Source organism: Streptomyces sp. NBC_00344 (genome assembly GCF_036088315.1).
In the GTDB taxonomy this organism is placed as follows: domain Bacteria; phylum Actinomycetota; class Actinomycetes; order Streptomycetales; family Streptomycetaceae; genus Streptomyces.
Map to the genome: position 1 here is coordinate 6,930,925 of NZ_CP107996.1, position 21,275 is coordinate 6,952,199.

Here is a 21,275-nt window from a genome sequence, read left to right on the forward strand (position 1 = left end):
GGAGTTGAGCCCGGCCGGCTCCCTTGGCGGAGCGCCTCCCATCACCTTCCTGCCGGGGGACTCCGCCGGACACGCGTCACCGGATGCGCCGCCGCCCGGCACGGCGCGCCGGCCTCGCGCCTGATTCTTCTGCCCTTCCGTCGTTGCCTTCCGAACTTCCGAAACTCCGAAACTCCGAACATTCCGATCCCTCCGAACGGAGCCCCATGAACGCCGCCTCGCCCGCCCGCACCGCCAACGGCGGTACCACCGGCCGGACCGCGACCCCGCGCCACTATCTGATGTGCCGGCCGACCCACTTCACGGTCAGTTATGCCATCAACCCCTGGATGGACCCCTCGAAGCCGGTCGACACCGCACTGGCCGTCGTCCAGTGGGAGCGGCTGCGGGCCCTCTACCTGGAACTCGGGCACCGGGTGGACCTGATACCGCCCATTGCCGGACTGCCCGACATGGTCTACGCGGCCAACGGTGCCACGGTGTTCGACGGCAAGGTGCTCGGTGCGAGGTTCCGCAACGCCGAGCGCGCGGCCGAGGGCCCCGCCTACCTGGGCCGGCTGGAGGACGCAGGGTTCACCACGCTGCACGAGCCCGAGCAGGTGAACGAAGGTGCGGGCGACTTCCTCGCCACCGACCGCTGGATCCTCGCGGGACGGGGCTTCCGCAGCACGGCGGAGGCCCACGTCGAGGCGCAGGAGTTCTTCGGCCGACCGGTGATCGGCCTGCGGCTCGTGGACCCGGACTACTACCACCTCGACACCGCGCTGGCCGTGTTGGACGGCGACGAGATCATGTACTACCCGGGGGCGTTCTCGGCCGGCAGCAGGGCCGTGCTGGAGCGGCTCTTCCCCGACGCTCTGATCGCGACCGCCGAGGACGCCTCGGTGCTGGGTCTCAACGCGGTCAGTGACGGGCGACACGTGGTCCTGCCGCAGACCGCGGCCCGCCTGGGCGAACGGCTTGCGTCCCGTGGCTTCGAGCCCATCGGCGTCGACCTGTCCGAACTCCTGAAGGGCGGCGGAAGCGTCAAGTGCTGCACGCTGGAGCTTGACCGGTGACGGGTGGAGCCGGACATGACGGGCAGTCACTACTCCAGCTGTAGATCGTGATCTTGCTGGCTGCGGGGGAGCGGGCGCTGTCCGCTGATGGCCAGGAGCGCATGAGACAGGGACAAGGCCGCCGACCTCGCGCGGGCCTCCGCGCAGTCCGAGAGCCGGCCACGGCGAGAGCACCGGGAACTTCGCTAGCCGGGCCCCGTGCTTTCTTCCTTTCCCCGGAGGCCCGATCGCCGACCTTCAAGAACATCATGAGCACATCAAGGCCGCCTGGAAGGCCCGGCCGCAGCGCTCGCCTCATGCCGACCCAGAGGGCGTCTTGGCGGGGGTGAGGTGTCCGTCGGTGGGGTGGAAGGTGTGCAGCGCCAACAGTTTGTTCTCCCTGGCTTCGGCGCCAGGTTTCCGGACCGTGCCTGCATAGTCGTGGAGGGTCTTGCGGGGGGTGTCGAGTTCGTCGGGCGCCGAGCCGCGTTGTCGCCAGACATGGCACCACCAGGGCGAGCAGATTGGTCCCGAGGGTGTCTACCTGCACGATTTGGACCTGAGGGCGGGTGGACCAAGGCTTCGGCGGAGGTCTGGAAGCGGGTGCCGATCAGCGCCTCCGCGGCCTGGCCTAGGCGGTGAAGCGGAAGCGGCCCAGGTCGGCGAGCGTCGGGCGGATATCGGGTGCAGGTCCGCCCTGTCGAATTGGGCGGGCGGTGATCACCGGCGGGTGCTGGCGGCGCTGAGACTGCTGGTAGGAGACGGCTGGCCCCGGGTGCTCGCCGAAGGTCCGGCCGACGCGGGGACGGCGGAAGAGCTGGTGTGCGGGGCCGACGGAACCGGGTATCGTCTTGGTCATGTTCTTCCAGACTCCGATTTACGAGTGAGAGCGTGATGGGCCCCTGCTGACGTCCTTCGATGTCGCCCCGCCCGTCCCCCACCCGACGAATCCGTAGATCGCTTCACATCATTCCGGGAGAACCGTGAGCAAGAACATCAACAACCCCGTGGGCATGGGCGGCGGCCAGCGAAAGAAGCTGTCCCGCGCCGAGCGGCAGAACAACGGTCCGCACCGCAACCTCGACCGCCAGGGTGCCGCCGACCAGAAGGCGGAGCTGGTGCGCAAGATGCGTGAGAAGGCGGGCGCAGCCGAGGGCTCCGGGCAGACGGGCGACGACACCGCACAGAGCTGACGCACCGCCGCCGCAGGGCGGCGCCGCACGGGGCAGGGTCCGGACCGCAACGCGCGGCTCGGGCCCTGCTTGCCGTACCGGGCGCGGCCGATACGCTCAGCTCTCGGCCGACCACCCGCGTCTCGGCCGACTACCCGGGGCAGCCGCAGTGCAGCAGCCCCGTTACCGCCACCACCCCGAGCTCCACCAGCAGCGTGACCACCAGCGCGTTCCCTGTGCCCAGCCCGGGCGACCGAGGTGCTGGCCCCTACATTCCAACCGCGCTGATCTCGGTAACCACGCTGATCCGGGTCAAGCCTGTTTCGAGTCAGCTCGAGCGCTCGACGCACGCGAGCCACGCAACGAGGAGGGTGCGCAGGAGTTCCGGTTGCTCGTGGGGCAGGGCGTGCCCGCTTCGTCGACCACGGCGAGCGAGGCGTGCGGGTAGTGGTCGACGAGGTCGGCAGCGGCGGCATATCCGACCGTCGAGTCCAGGCGCCCTGCCATGACCAGTGTCGGGCCCGCGTAAGCCGGCGCGTGATCGGTCGTGAGCGCCCACCGTTCGCCGATTCGCCCGAGCGCGGCCTGGTCGACGAGCGCGGCGGCTGGGGCGACGTAACGTTCGTACCGTTCGAGCATCTCCAGGGTTTGGATCACAAAATAGCTTCGGAAGACGTCATCGCCGATCTCACCCGACCCGGCGACAACGTGATGCTCCGGGACATCGCGCAGTCCCGGCAACAACGGACAGACAAGCGCCAGACCAGCGACCTGCCCCGGTCGCGCCGCGGCCATCGCCTGCGCGTAGTACGCGCCAGCCGAGTGACCAATGAGGAGATACGCAGTCCCGCCAGTGACCTCGTCGGTGAAGTCGAGCATGGTTTCCAGGACGTCGTCGGCGCTGCGCAGCGTTTCGGGAGCGAATGTCCGGCCCATCCCAGGGAGGTCAGGATAGATCCGCCGGAGCCCGGCAACGCCGTCGAAAACCTGCTCGAAGCAAGCCTCAGCCTCGCGATGGTCGACGCCGGCGCCGTGCAGGACGAGCACGGGTCGACCGGCCCCGTGCTCCACGTAGTGGACCACCACCTGGCCCACTCGGATCTCCATCCCCAAAGGCTAACCCTGCCGCTGAGTCGGGCTTCGCCGATAGCGCGGATGAAATCCTGGGTGGTGCCGGGCGTGTCGGCCGCCCGGCCCATGGTGTTGGCGGGGTAGTCGGCGTCATCCAGACGACCGAACGAGTCGTCTGCTGTCCCTGCACCTCTCTGTGGAACACGCTGGAGGGGCCCTGGTGCCGTATGGCACCAGGGCCCCGAAGGAACTACACCATCTGCCGGTCCTGGTACTGCGCCGGCCTTCTGTTTCCGCATGCCCGCCCGGGAGAGGGTGTGGGATGCGGGGATCGCGGTTGCTTGACCGGAGACCACCTCACTGTCGATGTCCTGCGGTACCCGGGCTCGAGACTCTGCCCGGGCGATCCTGATGGCGCCTGACTCCTCCGTTCTTCCCTCTTGATCAACTACATGCCTGGTACTGCTCTTCCGCGTACTGCCCTGTGGCCTGCGAAAAGCGCCACTCTCCGTCAGCCAGCCCCGTCGCCCGTCCTGCGTCTGTCCTGGCTTGGAACCCCGCTGCCGAACCTCCCGGTGCGCGCGCCCGCAGCCGACGCCTTCACCAAGGTGCTGCTCACGTGACTTCACTGCTGGGTACTGCACTTGCGGGTGCTGCGGTACTGCTGTCGGTAGCCCCTGATCGCTGCGGGCCACCCGGTCCGGTCGTCAGCCCCGTCGCCGTCCTGCAGCAATCCTGGCTTCGAAACTCCACCACCGCACCGTCCTGCGCACTGCAACTACGGGTACTGCTGCCCGGCAGTTCGTTTCTGCCGGACCCTGCGGTCTCTCTGGCTACGGGAGAAACCATAACCACACCACCACCCAATGTCTACTCCAGCCGACATAGATTTTTGAAGCTCGGGTGGAGAGATAGTCGGCTTCGGCCACGGAACAGGCGCCCAGCGGACCCACTCCGGCCAGGCCATACGCGACCTCGACGCCGCAAACACCACAGCCGCCCCGTCCGGCGGAGCCTGGCTGCTCCTGCGCCACGGCGCCAGGTTGCGTGCCGTGTATTCGGGCGCCGGAGTCTGCGCCCCGGCCGGCGGGGCCTCGGGTGGGCAGCTCGGAATCACACGTGAACGTCGCTGATATCCCAGCGACTTGCCCGATGCCCGGCGAGAGCTGGTCGTACCTTCGGCCGGCCCGATTTGTTGCTCGGGATGTGCGGGCCCGGGTGTCAGCGTCGGCCTCGGGCCCGCACTACTGGCACAGGGCTTTTGCGGATGCGGCTGACCGAAGCCCGGCCGGAGATCGAACCGTCGGGACAGGCCCGGATGGCGTCGGCGTTCGCCGCCTCCACGACAGCCCACGACCAATGACCATGCTCACCCCTCGCGCCCCCTTAGCCGGCCGCCTTGCGCGGCACGATCGCGGGCAGTGCCGGGCAGAGCTGTTCAACTGGATCGTGCCGCATGGGGCTGTTGTGGGTGCTGTTTACGTATGGCTGCGAACGGGGGAGTGGGGCAGGCGGGGACTGAACGGAGTACGGCGTTGGTCAGGAGACAGGAATGACACAGTCAGCGGCATCGCCGCCACGGACGCGGGCAGCGGCGCTTGGACGGGCCGCCCGGGCGAGGCAGTGGCTGCGCCGGGCTGCGGGTTCGGACGGACATGAGCGGCACACCCTGGAGCTGATCGGGAAAAGCACCCTTGCCGCCACCATCTCCTGGGTGATCGCCTACGGCGTGATGCAGGCGACGTCCCCGGCTTTTGCCCCGTTCTCAGCGATCCTGATCATGCAGGTCACGGTGTACCAGTCGGTGACACAGGCGCTTCGCTACGTCTGCGCAGTGTCGGCGGGTGTGGCACTGCAGGCCGTGCTCGGCCTGCTGGCCGGCCCTGATGTGCTGACGTTCGCGCTGGTGGCGCTCGTCGCCCTGAGTATCGGCCGGTGGCGGCCGTTGGGCTCCCAGGGGGCCCAGGTAGCCACTGCGGCCCTCTTCGCCTTCTCCACCTACGTATCCGCGTCCAGTTCGGGACAAGCACTCACGCAGCTCGGCCAGATCATCCTGCTCGTCTTCATCGGATGCGGCGTGGGCGTCCTGGTGAACCTGCTCGTGCTGCCGCCACTGCGCTACCGCAGCGCCGAATACGGGGTTCACACCCTTGCGCAGTCGCTGTGCGACCTGATCAGCGATATCTACCCCGCCCTGAGAGAAGAGGAGGGGCTGGATAAGGAGCGCACCGCACAATGGCGGCAACGTGCCGCATCGCTGGGCTCCATCGTCACTCAGGCGCAATCGTCGATGAACACCGCGAGGGAGAGCATCTACTACAACCCCCGCCACGTGTTGCGGCGCAAGCACGGCCACCACGTGACCTTCGACGGCTACCAGGCAGTGGTCGACGCCCTGGAACGGGTGTCCTACCAGGTGGCGTCGATGACCCGAAGCCTCGACCAGGAGCAGGGTGAGGATGAGCGTACCGATCACGAGCAACGGCGCTTCTACCACGCCTACGGAGACCTGCTGGCCTCCCTCGCCCGGATCACCGGCCTCTTCAGCGACATCGACGGAGACCGGCTGAAGGACCAGGCCCGGCAACTGTGCAAGACCGCGAGCGACGCCCAAGAGCTCTACCAACAGCTCGCCCAGGACGCACAGGCCGGCTCACTGCGCGTCAGCGACCCGTCCTGCCCCTACGGCATCCTCCTTGCGGAAGCGGCCCGGCTGACGGACGAATTCCAGTACACCTGCGACGTCCTGCAGCACGGCGTCGACCACGCCGCACAACAGCAGGCCTCGCACTGAGGGCTGAAAAAGCACAGGCTCACTACGAACGGACCAAGGCGGGCTTCTCTCATCCCCGGCCCTAGTGTCCGTTCAGCTGAGATGTATCCAGGGGCCCGTCCTGCGCGGCCAGCACGACCTGAAAATGGGTGCATTACCATTCTATTGACTGGGCGATCCGTGATTGGAGGTTCGGCGTGATCATTCTCGGAGTCATTCTCCTTATCGTCGGTCTGGTGACTGGGCTGGGCATTCTGTGGACCATCGGAATGATCCTGGCGGTTATCGGGGTGGCCCTGTGGATTCTGGGTGCGGTGGGCCGCGCGGTTGGAGGGCGCAGGCACTACTGGTGAACGAGGTCAAGGCGCCGGCCCGAAGAGATTCGGTGCGAGACGGCCGGGTTGGAATGCGTGCAGCACGAACTGGACTATCTGCCCGGTCGCGGGAGTCGCTGTGCCTGTCGGCCTCCGGCTCTCGGGACGACTGCACGCACATCCGGGGGACCGCCACGACTGTGTGCGCGCCGGGGTTTGGCGTTCCAAGGCTGACAATGGGGTATGACGACCTACCAGGGGCCTGTGACCGTAGTGGCTGACGACGTGGATGTGACGATGCAAGCTGACTTGTCCGTTGCAAAGGAGGGCCACTGGGGTGGTCGCCTGTCCGACTACGAAGACGCCGACATGTTCAAGGTGCTTGCCTCGGACTCGGCCCTCATGCGCCTTCCCGACGGGAAGCAAGGCCGCTTCGTACTGGAGGGCAAGCTCGCACCGGGCCAAACAGCGATGGGCGTACTCGGAAGCGGGCCCGCACCTTTCTGAGACCGCGCCTTCTGCCGGCCCGATGATGACTGGCGAAGCCGACCAGGAAAGACACCGGGCCTCTGCGTAGTGAGGGTGCATCGGAGTCGTTCCCACCCCGATGCACATCATGGCTGCCGCTTCCGCCGACTTGACTGCCTTGCCGAAGCGTGTGATGGGCTAAGGGAGGCCGTGGGAATGTGGGCGCCTAATAGCGAGCTGGTGGTTCGATCACTCAGAATCCCGGTGCGCCTGCCGGATCGAGTGCCGGGGGGTTCGTGGTCTCTATTGCCGCACGAGCCTGGTTTCGGGCGCGCTCTCCCTTGGTGCAGCCCGGCTCCGCACTCGCGTCCCGTGCAGCAGCGACGCTGGCCGACCTCGACCTTGCTGGAAGGTGCCCGTGTTTCCTCTCTGTGCCCGGTGACACGGGCACAGAGGCGGCAACCACCGCCGGGCCCGGTGTGCTCCCAGCAGCTGCAGGATCAGTGACGGTCAGCAGGCTCATATCCGGTCTTCACCCGCAGGGATAGGCAGCGAGGCGGGCATGCCGAGGGCGAGGAGCGCGGTGTCGTCGTCGAGTCCGTCGCCGAAGCTGGTGAGCAGCCCTTTCAGAGCGGAAACCAGGTCTTTGGGGCCGGCCGGGGCCAGGGCAGCGGTGAAGGCGTGCAAGGCATCCTCACCATAGAGGTCGCGTTCCGGGCCGACCCTCGCTTCGGTCAGACCGTCTGTGTAGAGGAGCAGAGTGTCCCCGGGGGCGAGCGCGGTGCTGGCGGGCGTGAACTGTGCCTGGGGCAGAGCGCCGACGAGCATGCCGCCGGGTGTGGGCAGGAAGTGCGCGCTGCCGTCGGCGCGTTGGATCAGAGCGGAGGGGTGGCCGCCGGAGGCCAGGTGCACGCTGACACCGTCGCTGCCGGGGCGCAGGACGCCGAATATCGCGGTGCAGTAGCGGGCCTCGCCGCTCGCGTACCGCTCGTGCAGGACGGTGTTCAGGGTGGTCAGCACGGTGACGGGGTCTGGGTCGTGCAGAGCGGCCGCCCGCAGGGTGTAGCGGGTCAGGGAGGTGACCGCGGCGGCCTGGGGACCTTTGCCGCACACGTCGCCGAGGAAGAACGCCCATTGGCCGGCACCGAGCGGGAACAGGTCGTAGAAGTCTCCGCCAAGAAGATCCGGAGAGGCGATGTGGTAGTAGGAACTGGCTTCCAGGCCCGGAACCGTGGGCAGCTCGGCGGGCAGCAGGCTTTGCTGGAGGACGGCGAGAGCTTCCTGGAGGCGTTGGCGGTCGGCCTCGGCCTGCAGTCGCGCTTCTTCGGCTGCCCGGCGTTCGCGTAGCAGCTCGGTCTCGTAGGCGCGGCGGTCACGGGCGTCGAAGATCGTGGTGCGGATGAGCATCGGCTCCCCGGCATCGCTGGTCTTCACCTTCGAGGTGACAAGCATCGGCATCCGCTGCCCGTCGGCGGCTTTGATGTCCAGGGCGATACCGCTGGCCTCGCCGTTCATCTGCAGCAGCGGGGCGAAGTGCGTCTCGTGGTAGAGCTTGCCGCCCACGGTGAGCAGATCGGGAAACCGCATCCGGCCCACCACCTGCTGCCGGGAGAGGCCCAGCCATTCCAGCAAGGTGGTGTTGATCTTCGCGATGGTGCCGTCCATCAGCGTCGACATGTAGCCGCACGGAGCCTGCTCGTACAGCTCCTCCGCACTGTCCTCCAGCAGGGCGGAGAAGGCCACGTCGGTAGCGGCTACGTCCTCACCCGTGCTCGGTTCGTTGGGCTCCTGGCCGGTGCGGCACATCACCGGCACTCACCCAGGAAGCCGATGATCGCCTCTGCCGTGGCCTCCGGTGCGCTCAGCTGCGGACAGTGCCCGGTTGCGTCCAGCGTGACCAGTCGGCTGCCAGGGATCGCGGCGTGGACGTAGGCGCCCACCTCTCGCGGGGCGATCACGTCCTGTACGCATTCCAGTACCAGCGTCGGTACCGCCACGCTGAGAAGATCCTTGCGGCTGTCGGACAGGAACGTGGTGCGGGCGAAGACCCGCGCGATGGCCGGGTCGGTCGCGCAGAAGGACGTGGTCAGCTCTTCACCCAGTTCCGGCCGGTCCGCGTTACCCATGATCACTGGAGCCATCGCCGCCGACCATCCGAGGTAGTTCGACTCCAGCGACTCCAGCAGCTCATCGATGTCCCCGGCGCTGAACCCGCCCCGGTAGCCGTCCTCGTCAATGTAGCGGGGGGAAGGAGCGATCATCATCAGCCGGGAGATCCGCTTCGGCGCCTGGGCCGCCGCGAGCACACCGGCCATGGCGCTGACCGAATGTCCCACCAGCGCCACATCCCGCAGGTCCAGCTCTTCGAGGACCTCCACGATATCCCGGGCGTACCCGCCCAGTGAGCTGTACCGCTGCTCACTCCACGCCGAAGCATCCGAGCGGCCTGAGCCCACGTAGTCAAAGAGCACCACCCGGTAATCCTTCGCCAGTGCCGGGACGACCAGGCGCCACATGTTCTGATCACAGCCGAACCCGTGCACAAGCACGAGCACCGGCCCGTCCGCACGGCCGGTGACGGTGACGTTATTCCTGCGACGGATATCCACGCTCTGCAGTCTTCCACTGCTCGGGGCTGGCGGGCCGGGGTGGCCGCCCCGGCCCGAATCGGCGCCGGCGCCGACAGCGGGGCCGCCGGTCCCGCTGCGGGTGTCGCGATCGTTCGTAGGTGTGGGGTTCATTCGGGACCCTTCCTTGATACGGCACGTATCAAGGAAGGGTCCCGCAGCGGAGGGGAAGTGCGGGTAATCACAAGAACGGGCCGTAATGGAATGCGAAAGAAAATCTGTCTTGTGGTGAATTCGGTGCGGATGTAGATGCTTAAATGGGTGGCGTTATGCGGATCAGATATCAAGAATTAGCTGCGTGTATCTTTGGAGCGGCTCGCATCCATGGTGCAGGTCCCGGGATAGTAGTGATCCCGTGGCTGAGGCCAGTGCGGGAAAAGCTTGTAGCTGAAATCCGTGATGACCCCAGAGGTGCCGCACCACAGTCACAATGCTGTATCAGGTGGGAATGATGTTCTCGGCGGTCAGGCCCTTCTGGCTCGGCGCGATATCGAAGGTGACCACCTGGCCTTCAAGCAGCTCACGGCAGCCTTGGGCGGTGATGTTCGAGAAGTGGGCGAAGACGTCAGCGCCGCCGCCATCCTGCTCGATGAAACCGAAGCCCTTGGCTGCGTTGAACCACTTCACGGTGCCAGACGCCATGACGTATCTCCTTTGGGGCAGTGTGCCGGCGCCGTAAATTGCGGATACCGGGTCGCCGCGATGGTGCCCCGACCGAAAAGTGACCGGAAATGCAAAAGCGCTTCCAGCGGCGAATGTACCGTCGGAGGCGCTTGGGGAACCACAACTGCGGTCGACAGTAGCATGCCAAAGCGTCATGGACGCATTAAATAACTCCATCCGTTCGTTGCGATAAGAACACTCCCAGCATGGCATCCTAAACCCTCACGTCGCGGTCATAGCTATTGATCCTCCCGGAGCGCAACGTTGCAGAAGAACAGTATGATCACGTTCGCGAAAAAAGACGACTACCGCGATGGCGATAATGTCTACTCCGGCCGGAGTAGATGTCCGGGTTTTCGATGGGTGGGCAGTCGTCCTCGACGGGCGAAGGGGTGCGAGGCGCACCGTCCCAGCACGGCGTCAGGTCCGGTGCGCTTCCCCGAGCGGCTCGGTGCGTACGGGCTCGAAGAGCTCTGCTGATTCAGCGGCCGCCCCTGCCGGCCTGGCGAAGCCGGTCGGCATTGTGGGTGATGGTGTCGATGCGTGCGGCGAGGTCGGGGTGGCCGGCGAGGTGCGTGTGGGTGTCGGCGAGCGGCTTGATGAGGTTGGCGGCGTCGTCGTCCGCGAGTGCCTCGGCAAGGTTCGCCCGGGGCGTGTGCGCCGGCGCGGGGAGGTCGGTGAGTGCGGTGATCTGGCCGGCGAGTTGTCGCAGGTCAGCGGCGTTGTCCCGGGCCCAGGCGGTGACGCTGCGGTCGGCGGCGCGGTCATCGCGGGTGGCTTGTACGCGTTGTTCGCCCGTGCTGCCGGGAGCTCCCGGGCGTACGCGGAGATAGCGCCGCTCAGCGGCTTGCCGGCTGGCGACGCCCAGGGGGTGGGCCAGGTCGGCCCAGCTGGTGCCCGCGTCACGGGCCGCTTCGATGAGTCCGGGCTCCCATCCGGCGAGTTGCTCGCGGAGTTCGCGCAGCATGAGCAGGGCAGCCAGGGTCTCCTCCGAACTGGCCTGAGTGCCTTCTGGGCGTGCCGGAGGCCGGGCGTTCTGGGCGCTGCGGACGGCTTCGTCGATCGCGTCCAGCGCTTCCGCGGCTGCGAGGAAGGAAGGGGGGTTGCTGGAGGACTGGGATGCGTTCACGGGGCCTCTTCTCAGTTGTCGCCCTTTGGGTGACACTGAACTTGTCATCGTCTGGATGACATGTTACAACAGTGGCACACGAAGCGCATTGGCAGTTTCTGCCAGACCTGTGGAGGTGTTTTCGCGATGTTGATGCGCACTGACCCGTTCCGCGAACTCGACCGGCTTGCCCAGCAGTTGACGGGCGTGACGGGTACCTGGTCCAGGCCCTCGGCGATGCCGATGGACGCCTACCGGGAGGGCGAGGAATACGTGATCGCCCTCGACCTGCCCGGTGTCGCGAAGGACGCGATCGATATCGATGTCGAACGCAACATGCTCACCGTCAAGGCCGAGCGCCGACCGGCGGTGAAGGCGGACGACGTGCAGATGGAGCTCTCCGAGCGGCCGCTGGGTGTCTTCTCCCGTCAGCTGGTGCTGGCCGACACCCTGGACACCGAGCGCATCACGGCCGACTACGACGCAGGGGTGCTGACGCTGCGCATCCCGATCGCCGAGCGCGCCAAGCCCCGCAAGATCTCGATCGGCGGGCGACCCGCGCACACGGAGATCGGCGTCTGAGAAGCCGGCTCCCCGGCCACGCCGACGCCGGAGGACGGGCATCGCTCCCTGTCCCCTTCTGATCCCGTCCTCCGCGTTCCGTTCCGCGCACCAGGTGCGGAACCCGTCCGCCGAAACCTGCTCACGCCCCCGGGCTACGGCCTCCTCTGCGGCCGCCCGTCAGCGCACCCGAGCCCAGGCGCGACAGCCCAACCGGCATCAGCCGGGACGGCAGACACGAGTGCCAGTAACCCTTCCTGGCAGCAAAACGCCCTTGAATGAGAAAGGCGATCACTCCGCTATGTTCCCGCTGCGTGAACCGGCCGCCGCCCGGACGGACATGACGTTTCACCAGATGCTGGAAAGAGTCCGTTATGAAGGCGCGTATCCCACCCGAGAACATGCCGAGGACGTCACACGCGCCGTGCTGGCCGCGCTGGGGCGCCAGCTGACCGGTGACGAACGCGTCGACCTCGCCGCCTGCCTGCCCGTCGAGGCCGCCCTCGTCTTCACCGGCCAGATCCCCGACAGCCAGCCGCTCACGGGCTGGGGCTTCGTCAAGGACCTGGCCACCCGCACAGGCGGCACGCCGGCAACCACCCGCTGGGACACCGGGGCCGTCCTCTCCGCCGTCGGCCACCTGGCCGGCCCTGGCCTCATGGACCGTATCCTTGCGCAACTCCCTTCCGGATGGGCGCTGCTCTTCGGCCGCGCGGAACTCATTCAGGCAGCATGACCGTTTCGGGCGGGAACCTGTAGCGGCAGCTGCTGTGTCCGGGGCGGATTTGAACGGTACGGGGGCTCCGGCGGGGACGTCGGAGCCCTGTCCGCGTCGACCACCCACGACTCCAGCTCGACCCGCACATTCGCAGGTTGCGCGCAGAGTTCGGGCAGCAGGGTCACTGGCTGACGGGAGCACCGCTACTGGCGACTCTTACTGGACCACGGTCCTGTACGTGGCCGGATCCGCGAAGCCGACTGGCACCAGCCGCAGCGAGGCAGATCCTTGCCCTCGTAGCACCCGGCCCACCCACCGCAGACACACAGGGCGTCACCGTCGGCCTCGTTTGAGGGCAACGGAACATCCGTGGGCTGGTTGGGGGAGTCGGCGTCGAAGTGCCGGAGCTTCTCGTGTACTTCCTGCGCCCACCCGCGGTACATCACGCCGACAAGGACAGCTGCCACAGCGCCGCCGGTGCCAGAAGGTGAAGTGGCGAGGGCATGCACGTCAAGTATGACCGGGAGCAAGATCGGGAAGTCACTCGCGAACTGGGCAACCGGGCGTCGCGAGGGTTATAGAAAGCGGTAGGCGCGCCTGCGTACGAGCTGGGCACGCGCGATCTACCTCGAGCCGTCTAGGGAGTGATTTTCGTGTCGTCCTCGCTGACCGCAGAGTCGTTGCCCGTACCGCCGGCTGAGACCGCCTCCTCAGTTGTCTCAAGCCCTGTGATCGGCGAACTACCGCCAGTCGAAGACCCGTTGAAGGTTGCGCCGAAGGATGCGCGGGCCCTGAGCAAGGTGTTCTTCGACCGGCTGCAGGTACTTGAAGAAGGCACGCACGAGTACCAGTACGCCCGGAACACACTCATCGAGATGAACCTCTCCCTGGTTCACTTCGCGGCCTCCCGGTTCCGTAACCGGGGCAGCGGCGCCATGGAGGACATCGTCCAGGTCGGCACAATCGGTCTGATCAAGGCCATCGACCGCTTCGACCTGTCCCGCGAAGTCGAGTTCACCTCCTTCGCGGTCCCGTACATCGTGGGCGAGATCAAGCGGTTCTTCCGCGACACCAGCTGGTCCGTCCACGTCCCGCGCCGCTTGCAGGAGCTGCGCGTCGACCTGGCCAAGGCGCAGGATTCCCTCTCCGTTGACCTGAACCGCCAGCCGACAGTGGCGGAGCTCGCCGCGCATCTGAAGCTGAGCGAAGAGGAGGTCGTCGAGGGGCTGATCGCATCCAACGGCTATACCGCCGGGTCGCTGGACCTGCCCCAGGACAACAACCTTCAGCACCAGGGGCCCTCGGGCCGTACACAGGGCTTGGCCGATGTCGTCGGCGCGTGCGACCCAGCAATCGAACTTGTCGAGGACTTCCAGGCACTCGCCCCCCTCCTGACCACGCTCGACGAACGAGACCGCACCATCCTGACCCTGCGCTTCGGCCAGGAAATGACCCAGTCCCAGATCGCCGCAGAACTGGGTCTTTCCCAGATGCACGTCTCCCGGCTGCTGACCCGAACGCTGACCAAACTCCGCAAGGGGATGCTCGCTCAGGACTGAGTTCTCTGCGCCGGGGCGAGGGCGTTGATTACCGCTGCACGTACAGGCCGAGGGCTAGTTCCTGCAGGCGCTGCGGACACACCGGCGGGGACCGACGTCGAGAGGGCCGACACCTCTCGTCTCGACATGGACAGGCGACTCGAGCCGGTGCTGCCGGTCAGTGTGCCGAGCCCGCGCGCCGTCGAAGCCACGCGCCGCGGTGACTCGCTGACCCCGACGCTACAGCCGAAAGGGGCGTCCGAAGCTACTTCCTGTAACTGCTCATCCACTCCCGGACCTCCTCCGGCGAGTGAGTGTGGCTTCCTGGATGCAGCCGACGTCGGAGACAATCTGGCCAGGGGGGCAGTAGCCGCACTGGAAGGCGTTCTCGTCGATGAAAGCCTGCTTGCAGGGGTGGAGTTGGCCGCTGCCGGTCAGGCCCTCGATCGTGGCGACCGTGGCGCACCTCCAGCCGGACCGCGAGGGTCAGGCAGGCGTTCTGCCTGTGCTCGTCGACGAGCACCGTGCACGCCCCGCAGGCCCCCGCGTCGCAGCGTTTCCTCGCCCCGGTCGAATCCAGGTGCTCGCGCTACAGCCAGCAGTGAGGTGACGGCGTCTCCAGCAGGAGGGCGCCCGGGCTGGCGGACAGCAGCCCGCAGGCAGGACTCCGACGATGTCATCGTCGGAGCCCCGTCATGTTCAACGCCGTCACCGCCAGCAGACGACATCGGACGTTCTCGGGCCGGGGACTGGTCAGGCGGCCTGGGTGAGTTCGGCGCGCCCGAACAGCAAGGCGTATCTCTCCTGGTACTGGGAGGGCTGGATGCCCTTGAGCGCGGACCCCACGATGGCGCTGTCCTGAACGTCTGAACCTGAGTAGCGGGGCGGACGCATCACTGATGCCCGCTCGGGCTGGGGCGCGGGTGGGCTACCAGCCAGCAGACAAGGGTGTGGCCCGGCACGGGTGCCGGGCCACACACATCACACGGCCTCGGGAAAGCACGGCCGCAGGAGTCGCTGAGGTCAGCGCTTGAAGGTGTCCTTGGTCTTCTCCTTGGCCTGGCGGGCGTCGCCCATGGCCTGGTCGGCACGGCCTTCGGCGGTGAGACGTTCGTTACCCACGGTGCGGCCGGCGGCTTCCTTGACCTTGCCCTTGGCCTGCTCGGTCTTGGCCTGGGTCTTCTCGTTGGCAGCCATGTCACTCACACCTTGCTGTGGTCGACTTCAGGAACAACCACCGCCTCACCGCCATCGCCGCATCCAAACACCGCGCTCCGAAATCCACGCCCTGTAGGAACTGCGTAAGGGATGGGGATCAGGATGTTCGGGGCGCCCAGCCGGGCAGGCTCACCTCGTGGACCGTGATCATCGCTCTCATCGCCCTCATCGTTGGCTTCTTGGCTTCGTGATCCGTCCCACGAGGGCCGACGGTAAACGACGCGGCCGCCGGTACCGCTGGTATGCCGCAACCACCCAGGACGTCCACCGCCGGTCTTCGACCTTTGCCCGCGGCTCGAGGGTGGCAGCAGACGCCCGGATGGCGCAGTTCTGACGGAACCCCAGGCCCGGCCCCCCTCGGCAGCACTGCGGAGGGGTTCTGCTCCTGCCACTGGTACCGAAGCTCGGCCGCAGAGCTAAGCTCCTTTGTCGGCGTACAGGTGTGAGACGGAGAGGCCCGGGTAGACGGCGCGTCGCGCGTGCAGATCCGTAGCGGTTGTCAGCTGGAGGAACACGATCACCATGGCGATATCTGTAGAGGCCACGGCGGCAAAGACCGGTCTTCCGGCAACCCTCCCAGAGGTCACGGATCCGCAGAAGATCGCCCCGAAGGATGCCCGCGCGATCAGCAAGCTGTTCTTCGACCAGCTGCAGGTCCTCGAAGAGGGTACGGCGGAATACCAGTACGTGCGCAACACCTTGATCGAGATGAATCTGTCACTGGTGCAATTCGCGGCCAACCGCTACCGCAACCGCGGCAGCGGCCAGATGGAAGACATCGTCCAGGTCGGCACGATCGGACTCATCAAGGCCATCGACCGGTTCGAGCTCACCCGCGAAGTCGAGTTCACCACCTTCGCGATCCCCTACATTGTTGGTGAGATCAAGCGATTCTTCCGGGACACCACGTGGTCCGTCCACGTTCCCAGGCGCCTGCAGGAACTGCGTGTCACCCTCGCCAAGGCCAAGGAGGAATTCGCGACCACCCTGGGCAGGGACGCCACGATCGCCGAACTGGCCGCGTACCTCGAGATCAGCGAAGAGGACGTCACCGAAGGCCTCATCGCTTCCAATGGCTACACTGCCGGCTCCATCGACCTGCCCATCGAGGGAGGCAGCGACGCCGGTCCCAGCACAGCCGGCCGCACCTACGCCGATATCACCGGCAGCTGTGACCCCGGTATGGAACTGGTTGAGAACCTGCACGCACTGGCCCCCCTGATGGAGACCCTGGACGAGCGCGAGCGTGCCATCGTGCAGATGCGCTTCGGCCAGGAAATGACCCAGTCCGAGATCGGCGCGAGCCTGGGAGTGTCCCAGATGCAGGTCTCACGCATACTCAGCCGCATCATCACCAGGCTCCGCGACGGTCTTCTCACCCAAGACTGACCTTGCCCAGGCCGCCCCGCTGTAGTGAACCGCGCTGTTGCCATGCGGTCGGCGCCGTCGATGTAGGACGACAAGCGCGGTGGCGTTACAGAGCGCCGGCCGGCGACCCGGCCCTCACGCGACGCTGAGAACCCCGAGCGAGAGCGGCTCTGAGGCGCGGCCGCAGTGTGGAGCACGGCTCGTGCTCGGACTTCAGCCGACCCAGTGCCGCATCAGGCAAGGTTCGCCCTGGGCGGCGGCACGCCGACGGAATGACACTCGTCGTCAGCGCGCGTCAGGGAGCTGTGCTGGTGGCTGGGCGAGTACGCGTCCGCGAGAGCGATGACGACGAGGGACAGCGCCTGCTGCGGACCATCCGCCGGGGCAGCGGGCCGGCGGTTACGTGGCGGCAGGTGAATCGGCCTGAACCCGCCCCGTACTGGCGTACTGGAGATCCACGAGTCGGGCTCTGGTCATGAGTGGAAACGTCCTTCGGAAGTTCCCAGCGCGGGCTCCGCGTGGCGCATGGCCAGCGGAAGCCTATGCAGCCGAGCGACGTGGTGAGGGGATTCCCGCCGAAGTGGTCATGGACTTGGAATCCGACTCGTTCCTTGTCGTCCTGCCCGAGTAGCTCCCAGTCACCGCGGTCGCCTGAGAAAACTCCACATCCCTTCCTGCGCGCGAAGGCTTCCAGTCCTATTTCCGGGTCCTCAGTCACGCCGCATACCCTGTGGGCATGCTGATCTATGCCCCGGTGGCACTGCTCCTCCTCCTGCTCTGCGCCCGGGTGCTGGGGGACCGCCGCCGGATCGGCAACGCCGTTCTGTTCGGGCTCCTGCTCGTCCTCGCCCTTGCGGCGTGGCTGATCGAGCTTTCCCGGGATCATCCCGTCCTCGCGAAGCATGTCGCGGTAGCACTGGTTGCCCTGCTGGCGCTGGGCGTAGTCACGCTTGCCTGTTGCCTGCTGGCCAACGGAGTGGTCATGGTGCGCAAGGAGGGGGCGAGCCCGGGGAATCTGCTGTCCCTGCTCTCCGGGACAGCACTGGTGTGCGTGCTGTCCCTTCTGGTCACAGCGGCGATCACGCAGCAGCGCACACTGCTGGTCGTGGCGGCGACGGCTGCCGCACTGTCGAGTTACATCGGTTTCTTGTTCCTCTGTTATCTCGTGTATGCGTTTGTCTACGGACAGCTGCACATCACCCGCAAGGCCGACTATGTGGTGGTTCTCGGATCGGGTTTGGTCGGCGGAGCGACGCCGCCGCCCTTGCTGACGAGCCGGCTCGACCGGGGCCGCAAGGTTTACGAGCGCATCGCGGCACGGGGCCGACGGCCTGTACTTCTCGTCTCCGGTGGGCAGGGGCCCGACGAGGGGATACCCGAGTCGCACGCCATGGCCGACTACCTCGTCGAGCGTGGATTCCCAGCCGCCGCGATCGAGCGCGAGGACCGGTCGACGAGCACCGACGAGAATCTCTGCTTCAGTGCGACGATCATGGAGAGAGCAAATCCGAACTACCGATGCGTGATCGTCACCAGCAACTACCACGCCTTTCGCGCTGCCGTGTCCGCCCGCCGGGCAGGGGTAAGGGGGCACGTAGTGGGCGCGCCGACGGCCGCATACTTCTGGCCCAGTGCGACGATCCGTGAGTTCGTCGCACTGTTTGTCCTCTACCGGCGGACCAACCTCGCCGTGTGTCTGATCCTCCTGCTCGGTGGTTTCCTCGTGTGGTGGCTCAGGCCCCTTACATGACCTCGCCCGCCTTACGCATCGCGAAAACGTCAACTTCGAGGACCCCTTCTGGGGCCAACCGGGGAGGGGATACCCTCACGTCTCGGTGCGTCGGCGCTACGGTTTGTGGGTTACCCAGAGCATTTCTGCTGGCCAGCGGTGTGCCCAGTCAGGCGGGTCGGTTTGGTTGTAGCCGTTGGCTGTTCCGGGTTCGGGCCGCGGCTCGATGAGGTCGTCGATGACGAGACCTGCGCCGCGCAGGACCTTGATCCAGTCGCCGTAGGTGAGCTGATAGCTGACCGCGCCCTGGCCTTCGGCGATGGTGTCCAGCCCGAAGTAGTCCTGGTGCAGCGTCGTGGTTACGCGGCTGGCGGCTTCGTCGTAGCAGGCTTCGAACCATGGGCTGGCGACGTTGAACACCAGGCGCCCACCGCGGCGCAGGATGCGTGCGGCCTGCGGGACAGCCAGGTGCGGGGGCGCCCAGCTAAGCCCGCCGTAGTCACAGAACACCAGGTCGAAGCTGTAGGAGGCGAACGGGAGGTGTTCGGCGGCGCCTTGCACCAGCGGGTAGCGGGCCGCTCCCATCGCGCGAGCTGCCGCGGCGAGCTGAGCTTCGGACAGGTCGAGCCCGACCACGGTGGCGCCCTCAGCGGCGAGCGCCCTGGACCACTGGCCGGCGCCGCAGCCGAGTTCGAGTACGCGCTTGCCGGTGATGTCGCCCAGGGCGTGCAGGTGCGCGTCGGGGATGGCGTACGTGCCCCACAGCCGGGGCGTTGCGCCGATCTGCGGGTCGTGCTCGTGCTGGTAGGCGCCGCTGATCTGGTTCCAGAACCGCCGGTTGGCAGAAATGCTGTCCACGCGCCGACTCAAGCACTGCCTGCCGGGGGCGGTCAACACGATTGTGCTGCGACCGGGAAGGTTCACCGGTTCACGGGTGTCCTGTCTGGCTGCCGATGCGATTGGGTGGGTTCGATCGACCCGATCCAGCGTCAGGAGGCTTGGTGGCAGCACGAGTTCAAGTCCCAGGAGCGCCGACTACGAGGGGCGGAAGCTGCAGCAGCTCGTCCGGCGGGGGAGCACGAACAGCGTGCGCTACCGGCGGGCGAGCTGCTGGCCTCTGCGGGCGGCAACACCGTCCCGGTCATCGCCCGTGAAGATCAATCTAGGGAAGACCGTCGCCGCGCTCATCGGTCCCACGATGACGCGGATCGTCGCCCTCCTCTCGGACATGCCCGCCATCGTGCTGTCACGGGTCGGCGAGGCATTGCTGCAGATGCCCCCGACGGTAGCCCTGCTCGCTGCTCGATTCGGCTGTAGTAGTCGACCGACATCCCGGCCAGCACCACCACCTCCTCGCGCCGCAGCCCGCCGGTGCGGCGCCGCTGCCCGCGGGGAAGCCCGACATCCTCCGGCTGCAACGCCGCACGACGCGCTCGAAGAAAATCCGCCGGCAACGCCCGGTCCATCGTCCGACCTCCTCTGTTCGACAGGACGATCTTGGCGCGAACCGGAGACCGGATGAAGGGCAGTTCTAACCCCGGACAAGTTGTCCCTGGCTAGTGCTGTGACCACACAAGTCCGCCGGGACGGCGGCTTCGGCGGTTGCATGTACGGTGACGTCCGATCCGACTGCAACCATGCCCGCTGAAGCTTGCCGTGGCTCGGGGAACCGGGCACGGCGGTGAACACCAGCAGCATGTGGCACTGCTCCGGATCCAACAGCATCTCGGCGTACAGCTCCAGCTCCTCCACCTCGGGGTGCAGGTAGCGTCCGGCGCCGCGCAGGCGGCGAGTCCGTCGAGTCCGTCGAGCAGATCCAGCCCGACCTGATCATCCCCACCGGCAAGCGCAAGGGACAGAACCCCATCCCTCGCCAGCATCTACCGGGCGCTGGCCGAGCACGAGAAGCCCCAGGCGTACCCGGAGGCAGTCGAGACGGCACGCGCTGACTTCTGTGCCGTGACACGGTAGTTGGAACCATGGGGGTGTGGTGTCCTTGCGATCCGGATCCCGTAGGTCACGCTTGTTGGAACCATGGTCACGCTGCTCGCAACCCGCGGTGAATTGCCATTCATGTGCGAATCAGTGTCGATAGACCTGTTCGAGACGCGCGAGCGAAGGCGCCTCACCCCGGCGGGTGATGACCGCCGTGCGCTTCACCAGGGCACTACGCCGGCGTCTTCGAAGAACTTGCCGGTCGGTCCGTCGTCGGGCAGGGTCGCGAGCTTTATGGCGATCGCCGCGCCCTGTTCGGGGGTGCGCACGCCGCGGAAGCCGTTGAGGTCGGTCGCGACGTAGCCGGGGCAGCCCATGTTGATCAGGATGTTCGTGCCGCTCAACTCCCGGGCGTACTGCAGGGTGACGGCATTCAGGAACGTCTTCGACGGCGCGTATGCCACGGCCACCGGCCCCGTCGTCAGCTCAGCGGCGGTTCCTGACTGCCGGGTGAGGGAGCCGACACTGCTGGACATGTTCACGATCCGCGGCGAGGCAGAGCGGCGCAGCAAAGGCAGCATCGCGTTGGTGACGCGGATGACGCCGATCACGTTGGTCTCCACGACCGTCCGGATGGTGACGGGATCGACCCGGGTGGGCTCCTGCGGCATCCCGCCGGTGATACCGGCGTTGTTGACGAGCACGTCGAGGCGCCCGGCCTGTTCCTCGATCAGCCGCGCGGCGGCGGTCACGCTCGCGTCGTCGGTCACGTCCAGGGGTACGCCGAACGCGTCGACGCCGACCGCGCGCAGTTGCTCCACCGCTGCCTCACGGCGCCGATCGTTTCGGGCACCGACACCAACGCTCCAGCCGAGGGCGCCCAGGCCCACGGCGATCTCGTAGCCAATTCCCTTGTTCGCACCGGTGACCAGCGCAATCGTTCGTTCGCTCATAGGGGCCATGCTGCCCTCGGAC

General features: G+C 66.9%; 20 protein-coding genes and 3 pseudogenes. 10 read left to right on the forward strand and 13 right to left on the reverse strand.

Annotated elements, in window-relative coordinates; translation table 11 throughout:
- Nucleotides 1-206 precede the first annotated feature (206 nt).
- Complete coding sequence (gene ddaH / locus OHS16_RS31320; protein ID WP_328540618.1) at nucleotides 207-1,058, forward strand: dimethylargininase; 852 nt, start codon at nucleotides 207-209, stop codon at nucleotides 1,056-1,058.
- A 610-nt stretch (nucleotides 1,059-1,668) separates the two neighbouring features.
- On the opposite strand, the gene OHS16_RS31325 is transcribed toward ddaH, so the two are convergent.
- On the reverse strand, nucleotides 1,669-1,896 hold the full coding sequence (locus OHS16_RS31325; protein WP_328540619.1) for a hypothetical protein: 228 nt from the start codon (nucleotides 1,894-1,896) through the stop codon (nucleotides 1,669-1,671).
- Nucleotides 1,897-2,020: 124 nt separating this feature from the next.
- On the opposite strand from OHS16_RS31325, the gene OHS16_RS31330 reads away from it, so the two are divergent.
- Nucleotides 2,021-2,230 carry a DUF6243 family protein gene (locus tag OHS16_RS31330; protein ID WP_262041892.1) on the forward strand — a complete coding sequence of 70 codons (210 nt, stop codon included), beginning with the start codon at nucleotides 2,021-2,023 and terminating at the stop codon, nucleotides 2,228-2,230.
- 291 nt (nucleotides 2,231-2,521) lie between these two features.
- Here the strand turns inward: OHS16_RS31330 and OHS16_RS31335 are convergent, their stop codons facing one another.
- Complete coding sequence (locus OHS16_RS31335) at nucleotides 2,522-3,316, reverse strand: alpha/beta fold hydrolase (RefSeq protein ID WP_328540620.1); 795 nt, start codon at nucleotides 3,314-3,316, stop codon at nucleotides 2,522-2,524.
- A pseudogene (locus OHS16_RS32195) lies at nucleotides 3,292-3,408 on the reverse strand (MerR family transcriptional regulator); the annotation flags it as partial. The pseudogene OHS16_RS32195 and the gene OHS16_RS31335, both read right to left, overlap by 25 nt.
- Nucleotides 3,409-4,832: 1,424 nt before the next feature.
- Between OHS16_RS32195 and OHS16_RS31345 the strand changes: the two are divergent.
- The 3 genes from OHS16_RS31345 (at nucleotide 4,833) to OHS16_RS31355 (ending at nucleotide 6,874) form a co-directional block, all read left to right on the forward strand.
- A complete protein-coding gene (locus tag OHS16_RS31345) occupies nucleotides 4,833-6,074 on the forward strand; it encodes an FUSC family protein (protein WP_328540621.1) in 1,242 nt (413 codons plus the stop codon).
- A 176-nt stretch (nucleotides 6,075-6,250) separates the two neighbouring features.
- Nucleotides 6,251-6,406: a hypothetical protein gene (locus OHS16_RS31350; RefSeq protein WP_328540622.1), complete on the forward strand. Its 156-nt coding sequence runs from the start codon at nucleotides 6,251-6,253 to the stop codon at nucleotides 6,404-6,406.
- 204 nt (nucleotides 6,407-6,610) lie between these two features.
- Entirely contained in the window at nucleotides 6,611-6,874 is a 264-nt protein-coding gene (locus tag OHS16_RS31355; protein WP_328540623.1) for a hypothetical protein, read from the forward strand.
- A 480-nt stretch (nucleotides 6,875-7,354) separates the two neighbouring features.
- Here the strand turns inward: OHS16_RS31355 and OHS16_RS31360 are convergent, their stop codons facing one another.
- The 4 genes from OHS16_RS31360 to OHS16_RS31375 form a co-directional block, all read right to left on the reverse strand.
- Nucleotides 7,355-8,641 (reverse strand): PP2C family protein-serine/threonine phosphatase, encoded by a 1,287-nt coding sequence (locus tag OHS16_RS31360; RefSeq protein WP_328541054.1) that lies wholly within the window; start codon nucleotides 8,639-8,641, stop codon nucleotides 7,355-7,357.
- Nucleotides 8,641-9,444 carry an alpha/beta fold hydrolase gene (locus tag OHS16_RS31365; protein ID WP_328540624.1) on the reverse strand — a complete coding sequence of 268 codons (804 nt, stop codon included), beginning with the start codon at nucleotides 9,442-9,444 and terminating at the stop codon, nucleotides 8,641-8,643. The genes OHS16_RS31360 and OHS16_RS31365 overlap by 1 nt, the downstream gene beginning before the upstream one ends.
- A gap of 456 nt (nucleotides 9,445-9,900) precedes the next feature.
- Complete coding sequence (locus OHS16_RS31370; RefSeq protein WP_328540625.1) at nucleotides 9,901-10,104, reverse strand: cold-shock protein; 204 nt, start codon at nucleotides 10,102-10,104, stop codon at nucleotides 9,901-9,903.
- Between the two features lie 502 nt (nucleotides 10,105-10,606).
- Nucleotides 10,607-11,254 carry a type III effector protein gene (locus OHS16_RS31375; protein WP_328540626.1) on the reverse strand — a complete coding sequence of 216 codons (648 nt, stop codon included), beginning with the start codon at nucleotides 11,252-11,254 and terminating at the stop codon, nucleotides 10,607-10,609.
- A 126-nt stretch (nucleotides 11,255-11,380) separates the two neighbouring features.
- On the opposite strand from OHS16_RS31375, the gene OHS16_RS31380 reads away from it, so the two are divergent.
- The 3 genes from OHS16_RS31380 to OHS16_RS31390 all read left to right on the forward strand — a co-directional run bounded on the left by OHS16_RS31380 (nucleotide 11,381) and on the right by OHS16_RS31390 (nucleotide 14,071).
- Nucleotides 11,381-11,815: an Hsp20/alpha crystallin family protein gene (locus OHS16_RS31380; protein ID WP_328540627.1), complete on the forward strand. Its 435-nt coding sequence runs from the start codon at nucleotides 11,381-11,383 to the stop codon at nucleotides 11,813-11,815.
- A gap of 280 nt (nucleotides 11,816-12,095) precedes the next feature.
- On the forward strand, nucleotides 12,096-12,530 hold the full coding sequence (locus tag OHS16_RS31385) for a DUF2267 domain-containing protein (RefSeq protein WP_328541055.1): 435 nt from the start codon (nucleotides 12,096-12,098) through the stop codon (nucleotides 12,528-12,530).
- 662 nt (nucleotides 12,531-13,192) lie between these two features.
- Complete coding sequence (locus OHS16_RS31390) at nucleotides 13,193-14,071, forward strand: RNA polymerase sigma factor SigF (RefSeq protein ID WP_443042813.1); 879 nt, start codon at nucleotides 13,193-13,195, stop codon at nucleotides 14,069-14,071.
- Nucleotides 14,072-14,330: 259 nt separating this feature from the next.
- Here OHS16_RS31390 and OHS16_RS31395 read toward each other — a convergent pair.
- Together OHS16_RS31395 and OHS16_RS31400 are read right to left on the reverse strand one after the other, a co-directional pair.
- Nucleotides 14,331-14,639: pseudogene (locus tag OHS16_RS31395) on the reverse strand ((2Fe-2S)-binding protein); the annotation flags it as partial.
- A 434-nt stretch (nucleotides 14,640-15,073) separates the two neighbouring features.
- Complete coding sequence (locus OHS16_RS31400; protein WP_328540628.1) at nucleotides 15,074-15,247, reverse strand: CsbD family protein; 174 nt, start codon at nucleotides 15,245-15,247, stop codon at nucleotides 15,074-15,076.
- A gap of 543 nt (nucleotides 15,248-15,790) precedes the next feature.
- On the opposite strand from OHS16_RS31400, the gene OHS16_RS31405 reads away from it, so the two are divergent.
- Both OHS16_RS31405 and OHS16_RS31410 read left to right on the forward strand, forming a co-directional pair.
- Nucleotides 15,791-16,657 carry an RNA polymerase sigma factor SigF gene (locus tag OHS16_RS31405; RefSeq protein WP_328540629.1) on the forward strand — a complete coding sequence of 289 codons (867 nt, stop codon included), beginning with the start codon at nucleotides 15,791-15,793 and terminating at the stop codon, nucleotides 16,655-16,657.
- Nucleotides 16,658-17,372: 715 nt separating this feature from the next.
- The gene (locus tag OHS16_RS31410; protein ID WP_328540630.1) at nucleotides 17,373-18,386 is read left to right on the forward strand and encodes a YdcF family protein; all 1,014 of its coding nucleotides are present in this window, start codon (nucleotides 17,373-17,375) and stop codon (nucleotides 18,384-18,386) included.
- Nucleotides 18,387-18,482: 96 nt separating this feature from the next.
- On the opposite strand, the gene OHS16_RS31415 is transcribed toward OHS16_RS31410, so the two are convergent.
- The 4 genes and pseudogenes from OHS16_RS31415 to OHS16_RS31430 form a co-directional block, all read right to left on the reverse strand.
- Entirely contained in the window at nucleotides 18,483-19,223 is a 741-nt protein-coding gene (locus OHS16_RS31415; protein ID WP_328540631.1) for a class I SAM-dependent methyltransferase, read from the reverse strand.
- Between the two features lie 234 nt (nucleotides 19,224-19,457).
- Complete coding sequence (locus tag OHS16_RS31420; RefSeq protein WP_328541065.1) at nucleotides 19,458-19,595, reverse strand: hypothetical protein; 138 nt, start codon at nucleotides 19,593-19,595, stop codon at nucleotides 19,458-19,460.
- Between the two features lie 59 nt (nucleotides 19,596-19,654).
- Nucleotides 19,655-19,831, reverse strand: a pseudogene (locus OHS16_RS31425) (transcriptional regulator); the annotation flags it as partial.
- Between the two features lie 690 nt (nucleotides 19,832-20,521).
- The gene (locus OHS16_RS31430; protein ID WP_328540632.1) at nucleotides 20,522-21,253 is read right to left on the reverse strand and encodes an SDR family oxidoreductase; all 732 of its coding nucleotides are present in this window, start codon (nucleotides 21,251-21,253) and stop codon (nucleotides 20,522-20,524) included.
- Nucleotides 21,254-21,275: the final 22 nt, after the last annotated feature.